This window comes from Agrobacterium sp. 719_389, from assembly GCF_900188475.1.
In the GTDB taxonomy this organism is placed as follows: domain Bacteria; phylum Pseudomonadota; class Alphaproteobacteria; order Rhizobiales; family Rhizobiaceae; genus Agrobacterium; species Agrobacterium radiobacter.
The window spans coordinates 233,429-256,305 of record NZ_FYEM01000007.1 but is presented as its reverse complement, the minus strand read 5'-3'; the positions used below and the strand labels follow the sequence as shown (position 1 = coordinate 256,305).

Sequence of the window (22,877 nt, the reverse complement as noted above, 5' to 3'; positions counted from 1 at the left end):
TGCCTTCGCTTAAACCGCCAGACGGAACGTCGTGGACGCCTGCGCCGCCGCAAGCGTCAGCGCCTCCTCGCGCAGCATGGCGTCGAGGAACAATGGCAGCTCCTCGCGGTAGCGGGCAAAATCCTCCGCTGGCGTCAGCGCCGAATCCGCATCGATATGCAGGTTCAGTTCGCTACCGTCGTCCTCGCCGCGGAAGGTAAGGTTAAACCCGTCACCGGGACCATTGGCAAGAATGTGCCTGATAACGGTAAGCCCCGCAAAAACCGGTGCGCTGAAGGGCAGGACATTAATGAGCGGCGAGAAGAAGAAACGCCGGCCCTTCGGGATTTCCCGATCGGCGGCGATCTGCTCGATGCGGTAGCGGCCATGCAGGCGCTGCTTGCGCAGATTGGCGGCGTTGCGCGCCAGAAATTCACCGAGGCTCTCACCCGGCTCGACGGTGAGATGGAAGGGCAGGATATTGACGAGCATCGCCGGCATATGCGCACCGACGCTGCCCCAGCGGCTCATGAAAGGCAGCCACAAGGTCAGCACATCGCGATCCGGACGCGGCAGAACACGGTGGAGATAAAGGCCTGAGAGCAGTACCAGAAGATCCGGCCAGCCGATCTCCAGCGCACCCGCCACCTGCTGCAACCGCGTGCTGAACCCCTGCGGCAACGCCGCGTCCGTATGCAGGCCGCCGCCGCCATAGTCCTCGCAATCCTTGTCCAGCACCGGCAGATCGGCGGGTGCGGCGAGATAGGCCGCCCAGAAATCACGGTCCTTCTCGAAACGCCGGCTTTGCCTGTAGGCATCTTCTTCGGCAAGGAAATCACCGAAGGGGTGGAAATCCGGACCCGCTTCGCCGTTGCCGCAATAGTGCCCGTAAAGCTGTCCGCAACGCTGCTCGACCAGCGTCAGCCCATAGCCATCCACGACGATGTGGTGGGCGCGGATGTACCAGAGATAACGGTCATCGGCGATGCGGTAGAGCAGCTGGGCCGAAAGCCTGTCGGTTCTGAGATCGAGCCTTGCTTCCACATCTGCGTTCATGCGCCGCAGCGCCTCTTCCAGGGGAGCGGGACTGGTGCGCAGATCGACCAGTTCCACCACCGGGGCATGGCTTGGATCGCAGCATTGCTGCGGTGTCTCGCCATCGCCGCCAATCCGGAAACGGATCGACAGGACTTCGGATTCGCGCACGGTGCGTTTGATCGCCTGAAGGAGCGCGCTTTCATTCACCGCACCGGAAAGATCGATGTAATGGGCGACGGTGGAAACCGGCTCGTCGGGATGGAAGGAAAACTCCTCCCAGAAATCGAGTTGCGGCTGCGTCAGTGGAAGCCAGTCGCCGGCAGGATCGATATGCGCCATCTGTTTTTCCTTGAACAATTCCTGTTATCGGGCGCGAAATCCCGCCCGAAATGATTTGGGTTCACGCCGCCCGGGCGGCCAAAAGTGAGGTCACCTGTCTGGCGCTGCGGCACCGCAGAAGCTGCTGCGGCGTCAGTTCCACGCCGAAGGCAGTGCGGATTTCAGCCGAAACGATCTTCAGATGCGAAGGCAAAAGACCGAGCGCCAGCAGGTCGCTGTTCGCATCCACATTCGCCGGTTTTTTACCCAGCACGCCAAGATAGATATCCAGCACCCGGCGGTCGCCCTGATCGGCGGCGGGGGCCGCAGGGGCGGAGATTCTTGCCGGTTCCGCAGAACTGGTCAGCAATTCACGGGCGCGACGGCGATCCGGCTTGCCATTGGCCGAGAGCGGCAGATCGTCGACCTTGAGAAACCGGCCGGGCACATGCGATTCCGGCAGATGGCCCCGGGCAAAATTGCGCAGATCGGCGGTGGAGAGTTCGAGGTCGGGCGAAACGACGTAGAGCACACCGATGGCCGCCTCGCCCTTTTGCTCGATACCGTAATCCACCACCAGAACGCGCTGGATGGAAGGATGGCGGATAAGCTCGTTTTCCACATCCGGCAGCGAAACGCGCACGCCGCGCACCTTGACGTAGCCATTGACGCGGCTCGCAAACATGATCCTGCCATCCGGCCGGTAGCGGCCACGGTCTCCGGTGCGGAAGGCGCGCACGGGCTTTCCCTCGGGATCGACAACCGTCACGAAATCCGTCTGGGTAATCGCGCCATCCTCGAGATAGCCGATCGCCACATTCACGCCGGCCGTGTGGATGCGGCCAACGACGCCAGCCGGGCAATGGTCGCCCCGATCGTTAAGGACGAAATATCGATTGGCGGGCAGCGGGTGGCCATAGGGCACGGCTGCGACATCTTCCGCAACGATCTCGTGCCAGATACTCCAGATCGTCGTTTCCGTCGGCCCGCCGAGCGATATCAGCCTCAGATCGGCCTTCAGCCCGCGAAGCTCTTCGACAATCATCGGCTTGATGTAGTCGCCACCCTGCGCGACAAGCCGCAGCGACGAGAGCTGGTCACCACGGCGGCAGGAGAGAAGCATTTCGAGGATGGCCGGCACCGAGCACCAGAGCGTGACGCCATGTTCGGCCACCAGCTCGTTCCAGCGCACCGCGTCCTTTTCCTCGCCCGGTTCCGGCAGCACCAGCGTCGCCCCTGCGACAAGCGCGCCGAAGACATCGAAGACGGACATGTCGTGATGCAGCGGCGTGACTGACATGAACACGTCACTGCCTGTCACCGCCCATTCCGCAAGCGTGCTGCCGATGACATTGGCGGTGGCGCGGTTGGAAAGCACGACGCATTTCGGTTTGCCTGTCGTACCCGACGTATAGAGATAATAGGCAGGCTCCTCGTTTAGGGAAAGCGCCGCCATCTCCGCTACGGTAACGGGCGCACCAGCCGGCGCGGGCGCGGACAGAAGCGCCGCCGGATCGACAGCCTCAAAACCCTGCGGGACGCTGCGGGCGACGATGACGGCCGGGCGGCAGTTGGTCAGCAGGTAGCGCAGGCGATCTTCCGGCGAGCCGGCATCGACCGGCACCCAGACCGCTCCCATAAATGCTGCGGCGAGCGTGATGGCCGTATGTTCCGGGCTGCGCGGCAGGCATACGGCCACGGCATCGCCCCGGCCGATGCTGCGCGCCTTGAGGCCCGCCATCGCCCCGGCCACCATCTCTCCGAGCTCCCCATAGCCGATGCGCCGTTTGCCGCTGACGAGCGCCGTGCGTGACGGGTCACCCTCGAAAAGATGGCCGGCGATCCGCTCCAGAAATGGCGGGCAGACGAAGCTGCGCTCGTCACCATTCAGCCTGTAGTGGGACAGGTCGACAATATCGCGTCTATTGAAGGAGAAAGCGCCTCTATCTGCGATCCCGGCAATCGCACGCTCGATGGCTGCGAGAATATCCGCCACCATCGCCGCATCGATCGCCTGCTCCGCATAGTCTATGTCGAGGACAAGATCGCCCTGCGGATTCTGCGAAAAGCGGAAATCCAACGCCACCTGCGGCGTCTGCGTAAGCCCGCCCACCCATCGCATCTCCGATTCGGGTGAGAGCGTCGGCCAGGTCAGACCGTTGGTAATCACGACGGGCAGGGCGAGCCCGCCCGGATTGGCATTGAGAAGCACGCGATTGAGATCGATGCCCGAAAAAGCCAGATGGTTCAGGCCATCAAGCACATCCGTCTGGAGGCCTGCCGCCCGCTCCGCAAAGCTGCCTTTGGCTGCATCCCATTGGACGGCGATGAAGCTCGAGCGGTTGGCGAAGGCCCCTTCCACCTGCGGCGCAACAGGAATGCCGACGACAAGTGCGCCTTCATTGAGCCAGAGTGAGAGCACATCGAGGATCACTGCCGTCAGCGCCGAATTCTTGAACAGCCGCTCTTTTGCACCGATCCGCGAAAAGGCGGTAAAGCGCTGCTTTTCGACGAGCAGGCTCTGGCGGCCGTAGCGCGACGTGGCAATGGTTTCGAGCGGCGCTTTCCAGGGTAGTTGCGAGGGGACCTCGGCATCTTTCAGCTTGTCCGCCCAATAGGCAGCGTCCAAGGCGCGGGCCGCCGCGATATCCTCCTTCGGCGTTCCGGTCACAGCGGCGGTTTGCGGCGGCAGGAGGCCGTCGAAGAGTTCCGCCGCAAGGCTGGCAATGGCCCGCCCATCAAGGATAAGCGCATCGAAACGCAGGAAAACGACGACTTTATGCCCTGCCGTCCCGGTATCCGGCATATGGAAGATCGTGACCTGCCATGGCGATGCCGCGAGATCGAAATGTGCATGGGAAAAATCCCGTCGCGCCGCCGCGATCCTTGCCTCGGCTTCCGGAACAGACAGGGCCGAAAGATCGACACTATCGAGATTGATCTTCGGCTCGTCGGAGACCATCTGCGCCAGACGCCGCTCATCGATGCGGGTACGCAGGCTTTCATGTCTCCCGACCATTGCGGCAAGGCGCGACTGCAACAGCTCAAGGTCAATATTGCCGCGATATTCGCGGAACTCCTGCATCGCCACGCCGCTGAGCGGCAGATGGGTGCCGCGCCCGAGCAGATAGGCCTGTTGCAGCGGTGAGAGTGGACGTTCCATGGGTTTTGCTTTTGCCTCGGCTGCCGCTTCCGGCTGCCGTGCGGCCAATCGCTTCACGCTTGCAGAAATAAGATCGGGGTTTTCCGCGAGCCGGCGGAGAAGAGCGACGTAGGTCTCGAACAAAGCGCGCAGCCAGTTTTCCGGCAGCGCATCAAGCCGCACATCCCAGTTGATCAGCAGGCCGCCATCCAGAGCCGCCACCTGCGCATCCAGCGCGACGCCCGGCCCCTGCGAGACGGTGTGGACCATCGGGCCGAACAACCGCCCGACGCGTTCCGAAAACAGCTCTCCGCCCGGAAGATCGACTCCGGCGGTAAAGACTACCGGCGAGGTCTGCAAATCACCGCGCTGGCGGGAAAGATCGCGCATGACGCTGACGCCCGGATAGGACTGGTGCGCGAGAAGGCCGTTCATTTCATCGAACAGCCGGCCGAGCAGCGCCTCGACGCTTTCTTCAGGCCTGATTTCCACGCCGAGCACGAGCACGTTGGAAAATTCGCCGACGATTTCATCGACCCCTTCCACCAACGGCGCGCGCCAGAAACCCGGCACGGAAAGCCGGAATTTCTCCGCCCCCGCCGCCTGCGACAGAGCCACCGCGAAAACGCCGAGCAGAAGGGTCGATGGCGTCACGGAGCAGCGCCGCGCCGTCCGCTCCAGACTGCCGCGCTCAGCCGCTGAAAGCAGCGTGGCGAGCCGGTCCGTGCGAACGGCGCGCGAGAGGTCATCGGGCAGAAACGGCAGCGGCGGAGCGTCCGGAACATCGGCAAGCCGTTGCCGCCACCATAAGCGATCCCTTTCGCGCCGGCCCCTCAAGTCAGGATCGGACGCAAGACGTTCCGCCCAGTCGAAAAACGACGGGGGCACTGATTCGAACGTCGGGGTTTCGCCTACGCCTGCCGCCGTCTCGTAGAAGCGGGCAAGATCTTCCATCACGATCCGCACGCTGGCCGGATCGACGGCCAGCATATCGGTGTCCACATGCAGACGGCAACGCCCTTCCGGCAACAGGCTGAGCGAAATCGCCGCTGGTGCGGCAACACGAAGATCGGCCCGGCGATGGCTCCACTCCTCGCGTTTCGTCTCAAGACGGCGAGCAAGCGCCTCCGAATCAAGCGCGGTCATGTCTTCCACATCGAGGCGGAGCCGCCGACCGACGGGATCGACGGACTGACGCCCTTCGGCGTCGATCCGGAGGCTCAGCATCGGGTGACGCCGGCAGAGACTTTCGACGGCAACGGCCAGTTTTTCCGCATCCACGGCTTGGCCGTCGAATTCGAGGTAGAGATGCGGCGTAACTTTCCCGAGTATTCCATCCGCCTCACGGCCGACCCAATAGGCCACCTGCATCGGGGTTAAATTTAGCATGTGAATTTGTACCGGTTGACAAAACATGATTAGCATACTCAAGTATAAGCCATCGTCAACCACTCGCACAGGAGGCATCCCATGAAAACGGGAGCACTCAGGACGAATGACGTCGAATCCGACGAAATTACTGAATTTAATAGAGAATTTCTGTTTACTTCCGGCAGCGGGCAATTGCGCGCTAAGGGCATTCGCGAAAGGATCGCGATTCCCGCCCGGGGCGGCGAAGACATATCGAGCCCGCTGCAGCAGGCACTGGCCGGCGCCTTCGAGCGTGCGCAGCGGGAGGGACAGGAGAACCCCATCGCCATCGGCGCTATCCCCTTCGATGTCAGCGAACCTTCATGCCTGTATATCCCATACAACTATGAATGGAATTCCAAAGATGCGGAACCGATCGTCGTCGATTCGGCCATGCCCGCACTTGTCGGCCAGAACAGCCTGCCGGACGAGAGCGGTTTCAAGCACGCCGTCGAACATGCCATCGTCAATTTCCGCCATTCCGAAGTCCGCAAGGCGGTGCTTTCCGTCATGCGTGAACTGACTTTCGCCTCCGAGGTCAATGTCGAAAGATTGCTGGCGAGCCTCGCCAAGCAGAACCGCGAAGGTTACCAGTTCCGCATTCCGCTTCCCGACGGCGGCGACCTGATCGGCGTCAGCCCGGAACTCCTGATCCGCAAGCAGGGCGGGAAAATCATCTCGAACCCGCTGGCGGGATCGGCAAAACGCATGGTCGATCCGGCAGCGGACAAGGCCAATGCGGATCGGCTCTCGGCTTCCGAAAAGGACCATTACGAGCACAGCCTGGTGATCGAGGATATCCGCTCGCTGCTTTCGCCGGTCTGCGCCGAACTCGATGTTCCCGACAAACCCTCCCTCATCAACACCGCCGCACTCTGGCATCTTTCAACGCGTATCGAAGGCCGCCTTGCCGATCCCGAGACCAATGCGCTGCAGCTTGCTTGCCTGCTGCACCCCACACCGGCCGTCTGCGGCTTCCCCACCGAGCGCGCCCATCGCCTCATCCGCTTTGTCGAGCCTTTCGAGCGCGGCCTCTTCACCGGCATGGTCGGCTGGACGGATTCTGAAGGCAATGGCGAATGGGTTGTGACCATCCGTTGCGGCACCGTGCAGCGGGAAACCGTGCGGCTCTTCGCCGGCGCCGGCATCGTGGAGGCCTCGGAGCCCGAATCCGAGTGGGCCGAGGTGCAGACCAAACTCAAGACCATGCTGAACGCCTGCGGTCTTTCTGCCTAATTTTCCCAGGAACGAACCATGACAATCGAATTTGAACGCTGGCCCGACGATCTCGTTCGCCGATACCGCGAACGCGGTTACTGGATCGATCGGCCGCTGAGCGGCATCCTTACTGAGCAGGTGGAGCGTCGGCCGGACGCGACGGCGCTGGTCTGCGGCGACCGCCGCTTCAGCTATGCCGATCTCGACCGGCAATCCTCCAATCTTGCCGGCCATCTCTCCGCCGCCGGCATTGGCAAGGGTGACACCGCGCTGGTGCAATTGCCTAACATCGCCGAGTTTTATCTCGTCTTTTTCGCGCTGATGAAAATCGGCGCAGCCCCCGTCAACGCACTTTTCAGCCATCGCCGGCTGGAAATGACCTCCTATGCGGAGCAGATTGCACCGAAGCTGGTGATTGCCTCGCGCAGCCACGAGCTTTTCGCCGATGACGCATTTGTGGAGACGCTGAAAGCGGTCTCCCCGAAGCTTGCGGTGACCCTGCTGCTTGGCGAAGCGGATCCGCAGCGCAGCCTTGAGCGGATGCTTGCCAATCCCGCCGAAAACCCGCCCGCCTACGCCCCTTCGGCGGCGGACGAGGTGGCATTGTTTCAACTTTCCGGCGGCAGCACCGGAACCCCGAAACTGATCCCGAGGACGCACAACGACTATGATTACAGCGCCCGGGCCAGCGCAGAGATTTGCGAACTCTCGCCAAAGACCCGTTTCCTCTGCGCCATTCCGGTGGCGCATAATTACCCGATGAGTTCGCCCGGCGCGCTCGGCGTTTTCCACGCCGGCGGCGCCGTGGTCATGGCCGCCAATCCGGAGCCGCTTGCCTGCTTCGATCTCATCGAAAAACACGAGATCGACATGGCGCCGCTGGTGCCGCCGGCCGTGGCGCTGTGGCTGCAGGCTGCACCCGCCCATCGCGAACGGTTGAAATCCCTCAAGCTGCTGCAGGTCGGCGGCGCAAGCTTTGCCGAAGCCCTGGCCCGCCAGGTGCCGGAAGTGCTGGGCTGCGACCTGCAGCAGGTGTTCGGCATGGCGGAAGGGCTGGTGAACTACACCCGCTCCGGTGATCCCGACCACATCGTCTTCACCACGCAAGGGAGGCCGATCAGTCCGGACGACGAGATCCGCATCGTCGATGAGGATGGCAACGACGTGCCCGAGGGCGAAGCAGGCATGCTGGCGACCCGTGGCCCCTATACGTTCCGGGGATATTACCGCGCGCCCGAACACAGCGCCCGGGTCTTCGACAGGGATGGGTTTTATTATTCCGGCGATGTCGTGCAGCGCACGCCCGAAGGTTATCTCCGGGTCGTCGGCCGGGTGAAGGACCAGATCAATCGCGGCGGCGAAAAGGTCGCTTCGGAGGAGGTCGAAAACCTTATCCTGCGACATCCGGACGTCACCCATGCCGCGCTGGTGGCGATGCAGGACGAACTACTCGGCGAAAAGAGCTGCGTCTTCGTCGTTTCCCGCAATCCCGCGCTCAAGGCGTCGGCCATCCGCCAGCATCTCGCCGGTCTCGGCGTCGCCGATTACAAGTTGCCGGATCGCGTCCGTTTCATCGAGGCCATGCCGCTCACCGCCGTCGGCAAGATCGACAAGAAACGTCTGCGCGACCTGCTTGTGACACCCGCCGCCATCAGCGCCTGACACGCGGCACAAACAAAGGGGGGCGCTCAAAAAGAGCGTCCCGAAACCCGAGATTAAGCGCCCCTGGCGCAGCAAACCACCGAGGTCATCATGACGATCCCCAGCATTTCCGACTATCCGATGCCGGTCGCCGCAAGCTTTCCGGCCAATAAGACAAAATGGCAGCCCGATGCGAAACGCGCCGTACTCCTCATCCACGACATGCAGCGTTATTTCCTGCGGTTCTATGAGGCCGAAGGCAAGCTGATGACCACCCTCATCGACAATCTCGCAAAGGTGAAGGCATGGGCGGTTGAGAACGGCGTACCTGTTATCTACACCGCCCAGCCGCATGACCAGCCGCCTGGCGACCGCGCGCTCCTCAATGATATGTGGGGACCGGGCCTCACCGTCGTCGATCCCGAACTGCAGAAGGTCGTGGATAAGCTCGCCCCGACGCCTGACGACGTGGTGCTGACCAAATGGCGCTACAGCGCCTTCCAGCGCTCCAACCTTACTGAGCGCATGAAGGGCTGGGGCCGCGACCAGATCATCGTCGGCGGCGTCTACGCCCATATCGGCTGCATGATGACGGCGGTGGAAGCCTTCATGAAGGATATTCAGCCCTTCATGATCGGTGACGGCGTTGCTGATTTTTCCGAGGCCGAACACCGCATGGCCCTGCAATATGTGGCGACGCGCTGCGGCGTGGTGATCGACACTGCAAGCCTCGTCGGCGCGGGAGAAGCCACCGGTATCAGCGAATGGCTGAAAGCCCGCGTCCTGCAGATGGTGGAGGATGAAAGCGACATCGACCCCGACGAGAACCTGATCTTCTACGGCCTTGATTCCCTGCAGGTGATGAAGCTTGCCGGCGAACTGAAGGAGCGTGGTGTCACCGTCGGTTTCGATGAACTTGCGCGTGTGCCCACACTTTCCGCCTGGTGGGCGCTGATCGAAGAAAAGCGGCTCGCAGCCTGAGCGGACGGACAAGATGACGCAACAGAGATTTACCGGACGGCGTGTGCTGGTGACGGGCACAGCCCAGGGCATCGGCCGCCGCATCGCCGAACGTTTCATCGAGGAAGGGGCCGAGGTCATCGGCCTCGACCTTCTGGCCGGGACGGCGCAAGCGCCCTTCCGCCAGATCGCGCTCGACATTACCGATGCGACGGCGGTGGAGACGGCCTGCAAGGCAATCGAAAGCGAATGGGGCGGGCTCGATATTTTGGTCAACGCCGCCGGCGTCCTGCGGCTCGGCGACAGCGAAAGCCTGACGCCGGAAGACTGGAAAGCCTGCATGGATGTCAATGCGGCGGGACCGTTTTATATGCTGCGGCAATGGAGCGGCATCTTCAAACGGCAGCGGCGCGGTGCGATCGTCAATGTCGGCTCCAACGCCGCCGTCGTGCCACGCATCGGCATGATGGCCTATTGCGCCTCCAAGGCGGCGCTGGTCAGCCTCAGCCATTGCGCCGCCCTTGAGCTTGCACCCTATGGGGTGCGCTGCAACGTCGTTTCACCCGGCTCCACCGATACGCCGATGCTTTCAGGCATGTTGAGCGACCCGGCCGGCAAGGAGCGGCTGGTCGCCGGCCTGCCGGAGCAGTTCAAGCTTGGCATTCCGCTCGGCAAGATCGCAAGGCCTGATGATATCGCCGATACGGTGCTGTTTCTCGCCTCCGATCAGGCCGGCCATGTGACGATGCAGCAGATCGTGGTCGATGGCGGCGCCACGCTTGCGGCTTAAATTCGAGCCGTTGGATTGAGGGTGAAGACTATGGCCGTCGCAACGGCGTTTCATCGCAAAGCCGTCTCCGGCGATCCACCGGAGGCCATCTGGCCTTGGCCGGACGACAGCGGCGATTGCCATTGCCTCACCCTTCGTTACAGCGTCGAAGAAGGCGGCGGCGGCGAGGTCCCTCCCTTGCCGCCGCAGCTTTTAAACGCCGTGCAGAAACGCAGGGCGGAATTCATCGCCGGACGAAGATGCGCGGCGGAAGCCACGCGCCGCCTTACAGGCCGCGCCGTCTTTCCCGGCATGGGGGTGGATCGCGCCCCGATCTGGTCCGAAGGCGTCATGGGCGCGATTTCCCACAGCCATGGGCGGGCGATTGCGCTCGCCGGCTCTTCCCTGCGATTTCGCGGCATCGGCATCGATATCGAAAAGCCGCTGACCGAAGAGGAGGCCCGCGATATCGCCCCGCAGGCCTTGACCGCGAGCGAGCGCCGCAACCTCGGCAACGATATTGATCCCTTCATGACCGGGCTGATTTTTTCGGCGAAGGAAAGCCTGTTCAAGGCGCTTTATCCAACGGTGAAACGGCTGTTCTTTTTCGACGCGGCCGAATTATCCGGCTTCGACGCAAACGGCTCCGCATCATTGCGCCTGACGGCCGATCTCGGCGAAGAATGGCGCCGCGGAACGGAGGTTCCCTTCCGCTTCTGCCGTTTCGAAGGCCTGCTGCTCACTCGCATCCTTCTCCCGCATTGAGGGAAAAATGGTAGATTCATAACCGAGAAGATCATATTTTAAACCCGTCTTCCCGTCATCCGAGTGAAACACTCGGGAGGTACGCAGCCTGTTGGAATGATTCCAAACATTGAACGGTGGAGACACGATATGACCGACATCGATACGAGCAAATTGTCCTGGGACGAGTGGGACGAACTGCAGAATCCGCCACCGGCCGAAACCGATTTCGACCGCGTGGTTGAAACCGCGATTTCCCGCCGCGGCTTTCTCGGCGGCGTGCTGGCCTTCGGTTCGGCCGCGGCCGCCATGGGCACGCTCGGCAACCTGTTGAGCAGCACCTCCGCCGAGGCGCAGGAAGCCGCCGCCGGCCGTTTCCCGTTCAAGCCGGTTGCCGCCGCAACCGACCACACCATCCATGTCCCGGAAGGCTATAACTGGAAGCCGCTGGCGAAATGGGGCCAGCCGCTGTTCTCCAACGTTCCCGATCTCGACCCCGCCAAGGGCGTCAGCGTTGAAAACTCCGACAAGGTCTTCGGCGAAAACACCGACGGTATGGAACTCTTCGTGGTCGGCAGCCATCAACTGATCGCCGTCAACCACGAATATGTGAACCCTGAAACCAACCTGCCGCACGCTGAAAAAGGCAACCCGAAGACGGCCAACGATGTGAAGATCCTGCAGAACATGCAGGGCGTCACCGTCATGGAAGTCGCGGAAGACAAGGACGGCTGGAAGATCGTTCTCGACAGCCCCTTTAACCGCCGTATCCACCACAATACGCCGATGAAGCTTTCCGGCCCGGCCGCAGGCTCCGATCTCGTCAAGACCGCCGCCGACCCTCATGGTATCGACTGTCTCGGGACCTTCAACAATTGCGGCGCCGGCCGCACACCGTGGGGCACCTACCTTACCTGCGAAGAAAACTTCAACGGCTATTTCGGCACCACCGACGCCGCCTTCAAGCTGCCTGACGACTACAAGCGCTACGGCATCGTGGCCGAAACCCGCTACGCCTATGAGAAGTTCGACGAGCGTTTCGACGTCGCCAAGAACCCCAACGAACCGCGCCGCGCCGGTTATGTGGTCGAGATCGATCCTTCGGACGCCAAGTCCACCCCGATCAAGCGCACCGCGCTTGGCCGCATCAAGCATGAAAACGCCGCCGTGGTGATTGCCCGTGACGGCCGTGTCGTTGTTTACATGGGTGACGACGAGCGTGGCGAATTCCTCTATAAATTCGTCTCCAACGGCATCTACGTGCCGGGCGGCGACACCTCCAGGCTGCTTGACGAAGGCACGCTTTACGTCGCCAAGTTCTCCGATGACGGCGCCGGCGAGTGGCTGGCCCTGACCCCTGAAACCACGGGCATGAAGATCGACGAAATCTGCGTCTTCACCCGACAGGCCGCTTCCAAGGTCGGTGCAACGACGATGGACCGCCCGGAATGGGTCGCCATCAACCCGGTCGCCATCGAAGCCTATTGCGCGCTGACCAATAACAGCCGCCGCGGCGAAATGAAGGACGGCAAGCTGCGCGCCAATGCCGGCGGCGACGCCATGGCGATCAATGCCGCCAACCCGCGCGAGAAGAACGAATACGGCCAGATCGTGCGCTGGTATCCGGAAAATGACGACCATGCGGACGGCAAGTTCAAGTGGGACCTGTTCTGCATGGCCGGCAATCCCACCGTCCACAAGGACGCCTATGCGGGTTCTTCGAACATCAACGAAGGCAACATGTTCAACTCGCCTGATGGCATGATGTTCGATAGCACCGGTCTGCTCTGGATCCAGACCGACGGCGAAGACACCAATGAAGGCAACTTCGCCGGCCAGGGCAACAACCAGATGCTGGCGGGCGACCCGGCCACGGGCCGCATCGAGCGCTTCCTGACCGCGCCGAAGGGTTCCGAAGTCACCGGCCAGACCTGGTCCGGCGACAAGCGCACCCACTTCGTCGGCATCCAGCACCCCGACGCCCCCTTCCCGGATGGCGAAGGCAAGCTGCCACGCTCGACCGTCATCGCCATCAAGCGCGACGACAACGTGAAGATCGGCTGACGCATCGGCATGAACGGAACCGGATCGCGATGGAGATCACGATCCGGGTTAAGATAAAAACGCCGCGTGCCCGAAAGGACACGCGGCGTTTTGCCAGGCTACGAAAAGCATGACTTTGCGAAGCCGCACAATCACACGTCGTCATCGGGTAGTCCCCATCCATTGATCACACAAGGTTGCTTGATCAAGGCCGGTATGGCCGAGCCACGGATCGCAAGAGACTGTTTTATGACGCAGATGCCCGCCATCGGATGCCGGCATAGCAACTCGGCGGAAGAAAATTTGACGCGTTTTTATAAGCAATGCAACGCCGTGCGCCCTTGGAGGCGCACGGCGTTGCTGAGTTGATCGCGCTATGTCGTCCAGCGACACGCCGGGCCCATCGTCCTCAAGCCTCCCGAAAAGTGCGGTTCGCCTGATCGAGAAGGGGTTTGAGGAAATAGGACAAGACGCTTCGTTCGCCTGTTGTGATGAAGGCTTCCACCGGCATTCCGGGCATCAGGCTGAATTCACCCAGCCGCTTTATCTGCTCCTGCGAGGTGGCGACGCGCACGATATAATAGCTGGCGCCCGTTCGCTGATCCACCGTCACGTCAGCCGAAATGCGCTCCACCGTTCCGGTGATTTCCGGCGTCGTTTTCTGATTGAAGGCGGAAAAGCGCAGATTCGTGGCCTGGCCGTAAAAGATCTGATCGATATCCTGCGGCGCAACCTTGGCTTCCACCACAAGCTTGTCGACTTCAGGCACGATCATCATGATCTGTTCGCCCGGCGCGACGACACCACCGACGGTGTGCACTGAAAGTTGATGCACCACCCCGTCCTGCGGCACGACAATATCAACACGTTTCAGCTGGTCCTCTGCCGCCACCCGGCGCTCGACATATTCGCCGATGCGGGCATCCATTTCGCGCAAATCAGAACCCACCTCTTCCGACCATTGCTCGTCGATCTGGAGGATTTGCAGCGCGGTTTCGCTGATCTTCGCCTCAATCCCGGCAATGCCGGCCATCAGCCGGCCGATATCACCATCGATATCGGTAGCCTGACGCTCCAGCGTGCTAAGCCGGCTTTTTTCCATCAGGCCCCTTTCATGCAGCGAGCGAAAGCGGGTGAGTTCCTCATCGACCATGCCCTGCTCGCGGAAATTCGCTGCGCGCTCGGCCTCCATGCCGCTAATCTCATCGCGAAGCTGCCGCACGCGCTGTTCGAGCTGGCGTTTTTTGCTTTCGCGAACAGCTTTGCGGTTTTCATAAAGACGCTGTTCGGCATCCATCATCGCCAGAACTTCTGCGTCGTCGGCACGGCCCGACAGCACTTGCGGGAAAACCACGCGGGCGGCCCGATCACGCTCGCTCTCCAGCCGAGCCTTGCGGGCAGTGAACTGATCGAGGCTTTTGACGATTATGGCGAGATTGGCTCGCGTCATCGTCGCATCGATACGCATGACCACGTCGCCCGCTTTCACACGGTCTCCGTCCCGCACCATCAATTCGCTGACGACGCCCCCCACCGGATGCTGGACCTTTTTCAGGCTCGTTTCCACCACCAGAGAACCTTGCGCGATCACCGCACCGACGATCTCGGTGCCGACGGCCCAGCCGCCGAAGACGCCAGTCAGAGTTAGGAAGCCCAAACCGCCCACAAAAAGGTGGTTGCGGATCGAGCGTCGCAGTGTCTGCCATTCATCCATTTTCATACCTTTCCTGCTTCCGCGGCCTGCACGACCTTGAGGGCGCCGACCGCCCCACCGACCGGGCGCAGCACCTTGGCGAGCACTTCTTCCTTGGGGCCGAAAGCCTGCTGGCGTCCATTAGCGATCATCAGCACCTTGTCCACGGCCAGAAGCGCGCTTGGGCGATGGGCGATAATGACGGCCACGCCGCCGCGCTCACGAATGCCGAGAATGGCTGCCGTCAGCGCATCCTCACCTTCGGAATCGAGATTGGAATTCGGCTCATCGAGCACGACGAGAAAGGGGTCGCCATAAAGCGCCCGCGCAAGGGCGATCCGCTGTTTCTGCCCCGCCGATAATTGCCGGCCGGTTTCGCCGACTTCGGTGGAATAGCCATCCGGCAGGCTGACAACGAGATCGTGAATGCGCGCCGCACGCGCCGCTGCGATGATCTGTTCAGAACTCGCCCGCCGATCAAAGGAAGCGATATTTTCGGCGATGGTTCCATCCAGCAGCTCGATCATCTGCGGCATGTAACCGATGTGGCGCGCCAATGCTTCCGCCGGCCATTGGTCCAGCGTCGCACCGTCCAGCCGGACGGAGCCCTTGAGCGGCCGCCAGAGACCCACTAGCAGTCGTGCTAGAGAACTCTTGCCCGATCCGCTTGCGCCGATCACGCCGAGACCGCTGCCGGCCTGGAGCGTGAAGGCGATGTCCTGCAGGACCGGCTCCGTCGTTTCCGGCGGAAGGGCGCTGACACGCTCGACGGACAGAAGGGCTTGTGGCGCAGGCAGATCGAGGCGCATGGCGGCATCTGGCAGCAGCGCCAGCGTTTTTTCAAGGCGATGACGGCTTTGCCTGGCGGCGATGAAGCCCTTCCAGTTGGCAATGGCCAGATCAACCGGCGCAAGCGCCCGCGCCGACAGGATGGAACCGGCGATGATGATGCCGGGTGTCGCCTGCTCATTGATGACCAGCCAGGCCCCGACGGCCAGAATGCCGGATTGCAGCAGCATACGCAGCACCTTGCTCGCCACGCCGAAACCGGAGGCGATATCGCTTGCGGAGCGCTGCTCGCGGACATAGGCGCGATTATCCATCTGCCAGCGATCCCTGAGCGGCGTGGCCATGCCCATGACCGAAATGATATCGGCGTTGCGGCGGGTGGCTTCGATCAGCCGGTTGCGTCTGGACGCATGTTGCGCGGCTTCTTCGACCGGCCGCCTGGAGACCAGCTCCGTCATCAGCGTGAACATCGTGAGGATGGCCGCACCGGCAAGCGCTGTCACGCCGAGCCAGAAGTGAAAGGCGAAGCAGATGGCAATGTAAAAAGGCAGCCATGGCAGATCGAACAGCGCGGTCGGTCCGCTTCCGGAAAGGAAGGAGCGGATCGTATCGAGATCGCGAAGCGGCTGCGCCTGCCGGCCGCTGACGGGCAGGCGCAATTGCAGGCCGATGACGGCGTCATACACCCTGGAGGAAAGCACCTGATCGAGACGATCGGAGATGCGCACCAGCAGACGGCCACGTACGGCATCAAACAGCCCCTGAAACGCATATAGAACCGCGGCTATGGCGAAGAGGGCCAGCAGCGTCGGCAGACTGCGGCTCGGCAGCACCCGGTCATAGACCTCCATCATGAATAGCGAGCCGGTGAGATAAAGAATATTGACCAGGGCGCTCATCATGGCAATGCCGACAAAGGCAGTGACGCAGCCTGAGAAGACGCCCTTGATTGGCCGGTTATTGTTGTTGGCAGAATGATGACGCATTTTTACGATCCGTTGAGATCGCGGCGGTAGCAACCGGCAATAACACGCCGATGACAACGGGCCGCGAACGAAAAAAAGCGCATCCCGGAGGATGCGCCTTCATGGTTCAGGCGAAACGGAAGTCGTCGATGACGAACTGCTCGGTCTTCACACCGTCGAAGGTAATGGTCGATCCATCCTTGAAGGCGATCTCGGCACCGTTTGCACCGTCGGTGAAGGCACCGGAGGCGATCAGCGCCTGATAATCCGCAAAGACCTCCTTCGAGAGCTGGACGATATCCTTGGCATCAGCACCAGCCTGGAAGTCCGTCACCACATCCCGGCCGCTGCCGGCGGCGAAGACGAAGGTATCCGCACCGCTGCCGCCGGTCAGCACATCGTTGCCCGCGCCGCCAATCAGCATGTCGTCACCGGAACCGCCGTTCAGCTGGTCGGTGCCAGCACCGCCGTGAAGAACATCATTGCCGGCGCCGCCCATCAGCACGTCGTTACCGGCGCCGCCCTCGACGATGTCATTGCCGTCACCGGCGACCACACGGTCGTTGCCAGCACCCGCATCCACCATATCGTTGCCGGCACCGGCCAGAAGCGTGTCGTTACCGTCGCCGCCTTCAAGCATGTCCTTGCTGTCGCCGGCCACCAACACGTCGTTACCGTCCGTACCGCTGACAACGGTATATTCGGTGTAGCCATCCACCCTCACGGTCGTGGTGCCAAGGGCTTCACCGCCATTGGCGTCGCGAACGGTATAGGTGAGCGTCACGAGCGCCTGCTGATCATCCTCCAGAGCCGCAAAGGCCGAAGAAGGATCGACAACCAGCTTGCCATCCACCACGGAGAAGGCCGCAGCAGCGTGTTCATTGGTCAAGGCGAGGCCGGCCACGGCTGCCACCGCGACGCTGACGAGCGTCAGGCGGTCGCCTTCCACATCGGTGTCATTGGCAACCAGATCGAAACCGGCGTTATCCTTTTCCGACACGGTGATCCTGTCCTCGACAGCAACGGGCGCATCGTTGACGGGATCGATCCTCACGGTAACGACGCTCTCGACGCTGCCGCCCTTGTCATCGGAAACGACGACCGTGAAGCCGTCGGTTCCGTTCACATCCGCGTTCGGCGCATAGACCCATTCGCCGGTCGCCGCGTCGATCTTGACATTGCCTTTCGCCGCACCGGCATCGGCCTTGATGGCGTAGGACAGCGTATCGCCATCGATATCGGACGCGACGACCTTGCCTTTCAGGACAACATCCTCATCGGTCGTTACGGCGATGGAAGCAGCAACCGGTGCGTCATTGACCGGCTTGACGGTGAAGTTTGCCGTCGCCTCGCTGGAGCCGCCGCGGCCGTCGGCGATCTTGTAACTGAAAGATGCCGCGCCGTTGAAATCGGCTGCCGTGGTAAAGCGGATCCCGTTTTCCTCCAGAACCGCCGTTCCGCCGACCGCCAGGGAGACCCCGGTCACCGTCAGCTGATCGAGATCGGCGTCCTTGTCATTCGCCAGCAGCGTGGCGAAGGAGATAAGGAAGGATGCCACATCTTCATCAACTGCGGCCAGCGTATCGGCGGCAGCGGCCGGGCCACGGTTGACAAGACCTTTGACGATCGCATCCCGGTTGAGAAGCGTTCCGTCTGCGAAGGTCACCAGTTCCACGCCGCCGCCAGCAAGCTGGTTGCGCAGCGAGATTTTTTCACCGCTGACGAATTCGATTTCGACGGCCTCGCCGAACTTGTGCAGGACGGCCTCGCTTCTGGCGATATCATGCAGAACGAGAACGTCCTTGTCGCCTGCGGCACCCGCAGTCTCAATGATGTCATCGGAGCCGTCGCCGCGTCCGTAGACATAGGTGTCGGAGCCGTCGCCACCGAGCAGCAGATCGTTGCCGGTGCCGCCTTCGATGATGTCGTCACCGAGGCCGCCGGAGACGACATCGTTGCCTTCATCCCCAAACAGGACGTCGTCACCATTGCCGCCGGACAGCGCATCGCGCCCTGCCCCGCCCATCAGCATATCGTTGCCATCGTCGCCACGCAGACGATCATTGCCGCCATTGCCGATCAACCGGTCATTGCCGCCATAACCGACGATCGTCTCGTCGCCATCGGTGCCGACGAGTGTATCGCGCGCTTCCGTGCCGTTGAGGGTCATGCCAGCATCGAGACCGGATTTGAGATCGACCACCGTCAGATTGTCGAAAGTCAGACCCGCATTGCCCCAGGAGTAAAGACCGAAAGTACCGGCGTCGAGTTCCCGGTCGCCGATCGGATAGGCAAACAGCGCTTCGTCGTTGACAAATGCGGTGATCTTGTCACCGACGACCTCGACACGGAGCTTCGTTTCCTGGCCCGACTCATATTTGCCCGGCACCTGCGTAAGGATTTCCTCGATGCCATTTCTCATCCGGACGAGGTTGAAGATGCTGCCGGCGCCATTGCTCGGGCTACGATCCAGAGTGCCATCGGCGTCGAGTTCAAGCTTGTAGTAGTTCTTACTGTCCTTGTAGCGGAACAGGAAGCCGAGACCGTCCTTGTCCGGTGTCTGGAAAGTCGTCTCGATGGCGTAATCCGTCCATGCGAGCGCCGCCGGGTCGTTGAACAGCGCATAAGTGCCAAGGCGCAGCACGTTGACGCCGTCACCCATCGGGCTCCAGCCGCGCTTCCAGTAGTCGGAGCTGGTTGCGCCGGTCCAGGTCAGTTCACGGCTCGCAAGTTCGGTCGTCTGCAGCAGCTTGCCGTTGGAAATCAACCATTCGGACGCTTTTCCATCCGCTCCGATACCGCCGGATTCACCCTCGTCGACGATATTGAAGCGCGCCATCGCTTCGGCGGAGGAGAAGTCCTCTGCGACGAGGATTTTCGTCTTGTCCACGACCGTGACGTCGACGCGGTCCGTCGAAACGTAACCATTGGCTGAGGTTACCTTCAGGATCAGCCTGTTGATGCCCGTATCAAGGGCGACGTCGACCTTCTTGCCGGTGGCGACGACGTTGCCGTCAAGGTCTGTCCAGACGAAGCCTGTCAGTTGCTCAGGTCCAAACGAAGACGATGCATCAAGTGTAACGGATGCCTTGCCGTCGCCATCCAGGTCATAGACCCGCTGGTCGATGCCGGCCTTCGCTGTCGTGACGGCCCGGGTGACGACGATGTCATCGAAAACCGAGGCGCGCTGGCCGCTGGAATAGACACCCACCGTGCCGCCGGAGAGCGGTGACGTTGCATCCACAACGGGACCGCCAAAGACGTTCTTGTCACCCAGGAAGACGTTGATGACGCCTCCGACGACCGAGACGGTCAGCGGAAGCTCCATATTGTACTGGACGCCCTCATTGATGGAGGCAAGGACGACGGCGTTACCTTCCGAAACCTTGACCAGCTGACGACGGTTCGCTTCGCCATCCATGGTAAAGCGGTAATAGTTGTTTGCATCCTTGTAATAGAAGTAGACACCAATCGCATCATTATCGAGCTGCGTCAGCGTCGCCTCGAAAACGTAGTTGCTCCAGCCGGCCGATTGAGCGCCGATGTAGACGAGCTTGTTGCCGGTCGCATCGCTCTGGTCGAAAAGTGCCGCCTCCGGGGCGTCGAGACCTTCAGTTGTGGTCGAGCGCGAAAATACTGTGCCCTTGAGCAGGAACTTGCCGGTAATGCCGTCAGTTGCGCCAAAATTCGTAGCCCAGCCGTCAGCCTTGCCGTCATTGAAGTTTTCAATGAGCAGGGTGCGGTCACCGCGAACGAGAACGTCAACCGTATCGATGGTCTTGACACCGTTTGCATCGGTTGCACTCAACGTCAGCTTGTGCTTGCCAAGCGAAAGATCGGCGACGGCTTCCTTGCCCTCGGCAACCACATCGCCGTTCTTGTCCGTCCAGACGAACTTCTGGATGTCTCCCGACAACAGCGACCTGGCCGCGGAGAGGTTGACGCTCGCCTTCGACGCACCGGTTGCTGCATCGGCCACGATATCGTCGCCGGCATCGGCCATGGCGCGCGCCTGACCTGCGCCGACATAAACATTTTCGAATACTTCTTGGTGGCCGCGATAATAACCGGTCAGGCCGTTGCGATCGAGTTCCGGCTTGGTGCGGAAGCCATCGAGATAGTCGTCGAAAGCGGTGAAATAGGTTTCGGTGGTGATGCGGTTGTTGTCCGGATCGATGGTGATCAGGCGGATGGCGCCATTGCCGCCGTTGGAGCCGCGCGACTCGACGCCGTTGCCGGTGATTTCGCGGGAAACGCCGTTCTGGTAGTTGACCAGGAACTGGAAGACCGGCTCGCCATACTGGTTATAGGTGATATCGGTTTCCGCACCATCGCCGAAGATGTGACCCGAGAAGGTCATGACGATGTTGGGATAACGCGCAAGCAGGGCCCGGGCGACATATTCGCCGTCATTTGCGCCGCGCTGGTCCGTGCGCATGCCGTAATCGTAGCCAGCGCCTTCATCGTAAAGCGGCGCGGCCAGATTATCCTGACGTCCCGCGTAGCTCGTGAGTGAGTGTGTCGCAAGCATGACGCGGTGGTCGGGGAATTTTTCGATGACGTCGCCCGCCCAGCGGATCACGTCGTCTCGCGGGCCGAATTCAAGCGAGATGGACAACCATTTCGTGCCGTCGGGTGCAGTGAAGTTGCTGTAGGTATTACGGGCGGCCGCCTGTTCCTGATCGTACGCGCCCCCGAAGGTGCCGGCATTGGTTGCGGCCTGTTTTGCAGCCGAGAAACGGCTGTCCAGCTGGTCGGAGGAATGGTTTGCGGCGTTGCCGTATGCGCCCTGGTCGTGATTGCCGGGAAGCAATGCATAGGGAAGCTTACCATCGAGCTTGCGCAGCGCAGCTTCGGCAATATCCCATTCGGAAGGCTGGTTGTTCTGGGTGATGTCGCCCACATGGCTCATGAAGATGATGTTGTGGCTCTGGCGGTTATCGACCAGCCACTGTGTCATTTCGCCGAAGAGGTGCTTGATGCCGTCGTTAGAGGTGTAGTCCTGCGTATCGGGGAAAACGGCGATCGTATAGGCGTTCGGGCCTGCCACGCGCACGCGGAAGTCATCGGTCACGCTTTTGCCTGCGGCATCCGTCGCGGTCACGCGGATATCGGAATGGCCGAGTTCGGAAAAGTCGAGCGTCAACTTGTTATCGGCAAGCACCGCGTTGACGACCTTGTTTTCGCTGTTCTGCACGGTGAAAGTCAGTTTCTCGCCGGAAAAGTACTTCGACAGATCGATCGTCATATTCGCCGCGTCGGGCGTAACCATCATGTCCTTGATCGGGGTGGTTTTCGCCACTGCCGACGGATCGACGGGAGCCGTCTCGCCAATTCCCAGAATACCGGAGTTCGCGGGCGTCGTGAATTCGAGCGTGGTGCCTTTTCCGGAGACCGTTCCCGTGCCGATTGCGGGGGTGGCCGAACCTTCCGAGAAACGGACTTCAAGAGCACCAACCTGCTCTGCCGCCTGCTTCATCGCGTCAGGCAGGATGCCTGAGGTTTTCGGACCGCTGAGGTAAGACATCTCGTCTTTCGTCAGCGCTGTCTGAAGGAAGAGGAAGTTGCTGAGATAACCGGGGGAGGTTTCACCGTCCTCATCGGAGAAAATCAGGAAGCCCTTGGACAGGTCGATGGCGAAACGGCTGGCACCGGAAGAAGCGATCTGCTGGGTCGCGACAAATTCGCCGTTGACGTATTTGTTCATCGAAACCGTGCCGTTCGAATTTTTCTCGATCGTGAGGCCTATACGGTTCCAGGCATCCAGTTTCGCCGTGCCGCGATAACTCCCGCCAATACCGACGCCGTAGCTGCTACCACTCGCCTTGCCGAAAATATCGGCATCGTTGCTGTTGCTGATATCCGTCTGAAGGAAAGGCATCCAGCCGGTGGAACCGTTCGTCGGAAAATAGACGTCATAAACGAGGCTGTAGGATGTCACCGTCCCGGCGCCACCGGGCGAGACAAGAATGCTCTGCTGCTGCGAAAGGCTCGGAATCTTCAGCAACCAGTCGGAAGAAGTTTCGATGGGATTGGCAATCGAGTTTTGTGAGGTCGTCATCTCTTTGGCCTTTCTGCGTGAAACGGATTGGCCCTTTGGCCATGCCGGCACGATTAGAGCCGATGACTAACGCCCGGATGACGAATTCTTAACAATCCGTAAACGCG

The 22,877-nt window shown here is 61.3% G+C and carries 11 protein-coding genes; 6 read left to right on the top strand and 5 right to left on the bottom strand.

Features of this window, described 5'->3' with window-relative positions; genetic code table 11:
* Positions 1-9: 9 nt before the first annotated feature.
* Positions 10-1,356 carry a condensation domain-containing protein gene (locus CFB10_RS14975; protein ID WP_026363644.1) on the bottom strand — a complete coding sequence of 449 codons (1,347 nt, stop codon included), beginning with the start codon at positions 1,354-1,356 and terminating at the stop codon, positions 10-12.
* A gap of 61 nt (positions 1,357-1,417) precedes the next feature.
* A complete protein-coding gene (locus CFB10_RS14970; protein WP_081629512.1) occupies positions 1,418-5,866 on the bottom strand; it encodes an amino acid adenylation domain-containing protein in 4,449 nt (1,482 codons plus the stop codon).
* Between the two features lie 81 nt (positions 5,867-5,947).
* Here CFB10_RS14970 and CFB10_RS14965 point away from each other — a divergent pair, with 81 nt between their 5' ends.
* The 6 genes from CFB10_RS14965 (at position 5,948) to CFB10_RS14940 (ending at position 13,283) form a co-directional block, all read left to right on the top strand.
* Positions 5,948-7,123, top strand: coding sequence for an isochorismate synthase MenF (locus CFB10_RS14965; protein ID WP_026363643.1), 1,176 nt, complete (start codon positions 5,948-5,950; stop codon positions 7,121-7,123).
* Between the two features lie 18 nt (positions 7,124-7,141).
* Entirely contained in the window at positions 7,142-8,767 is a 1,626-nt protein-coding gene (locus CFB10_RS14960; RefSeq protein WP_020010342.1) for a (2,3-dihydroxybenzoyl)adenylate synthase, read from the top strand.
* 90 nt (positions 8,768-8,857) lie between these two features.
* Entirely contained in the window at positions 8,858-9,727 is an 870-nt protein-coding gene (locus CFB10_RS14955) for an isochorismatase (RefSeq protein ID WP_020010341.1), read from the top strand.
* 13 nt (positions 9,728-9,740) lie between these two features.
* Positions 9,741-10,496 (top strand): 2,3-dihydro-2,3-dihydroxybenzoate dehydrogenase, encoded by a 756-nt coding sequence (gene dhbA / locus CFB10_RS14950; protein WP_026363642.1) that lies wholly within the window; start codon positions 9,741-9,743, stop codon positions 10,494-10,496.
* Between the two features lie 30 nt (positions 10,497-10,526).
* Positions 10,527-11,240, top strand: coding sequence for a 4'-phosphopantetheinyl transferase (locus CFB10_RS14945; protein WP_020010339.1), 714 nt, complete (start codon positions 10,527-10,529; stop codon positions 11,238-11,240).
* Between the two features lie 129 nt (positions 11,241-11,369).
* The gene (locus tag CFB10_RS14940) at positions 11,370-13,283 is read left to right on the top strand and encodes a PhoX family phosphatase (RefSeq protein WP_020010338.1); all 1,914 of its coding nucleotides are present in this window, start codon (positions 11,370-11,372) and stop codon (positions 13,281-13,283) included.
* A 388-nt stretch (positions 13,284-13,671) separates the two neighbouring features.
* Here CFB10_RS14940 and CFB10_RS14935 read toward each other — a convergent pair whose 3' ends face one another.
* The 3 genes from CFB10_RS14935 to CFB10_RS14925 form a co-directional block, all read right to left on the bottom strand.
* Positions 13,672-14,976, bottom strand: a complete 1,305-nt coding sequence (locus CFB10_RS14935; RefSeq protein ID WP_020010337.1) for an HlyD family type I secretion periplasmic adaptor subunit — start codon at positions 14,974-14,976, stop codon at positions 13,672-13,674.
* Between the two features lie 2 nt (positions 14,977-14,978).
* The gene (locus tag CFB10_RS14930) at positions 14,979-16,730 is read right to left on the bottom strand and encodes a type I secretion system permease/ATPase (protein WP_020010336.1); all 1,752 of its coding nucleotides are present in this window, start codon (positions 16,728-16,730) and stop codon (positions 14,979-14,981) included.
* A 106-nt stretch (positions 16,731-16,836) separates the two neighbouring features.
* On the bottom strand, positions 16,837-22,770 hold the full coding sequence (locus CFB10_RS14925; protein ID WP_020010335.1) for an Ig-like domain-containing protein: 5,934 nt from the start codon (positions 22,768-22,770) through the stop codon (positions 16,837-16,839).
* Positions 22,771-22,877: the final 107 nt, after the last annotated feature.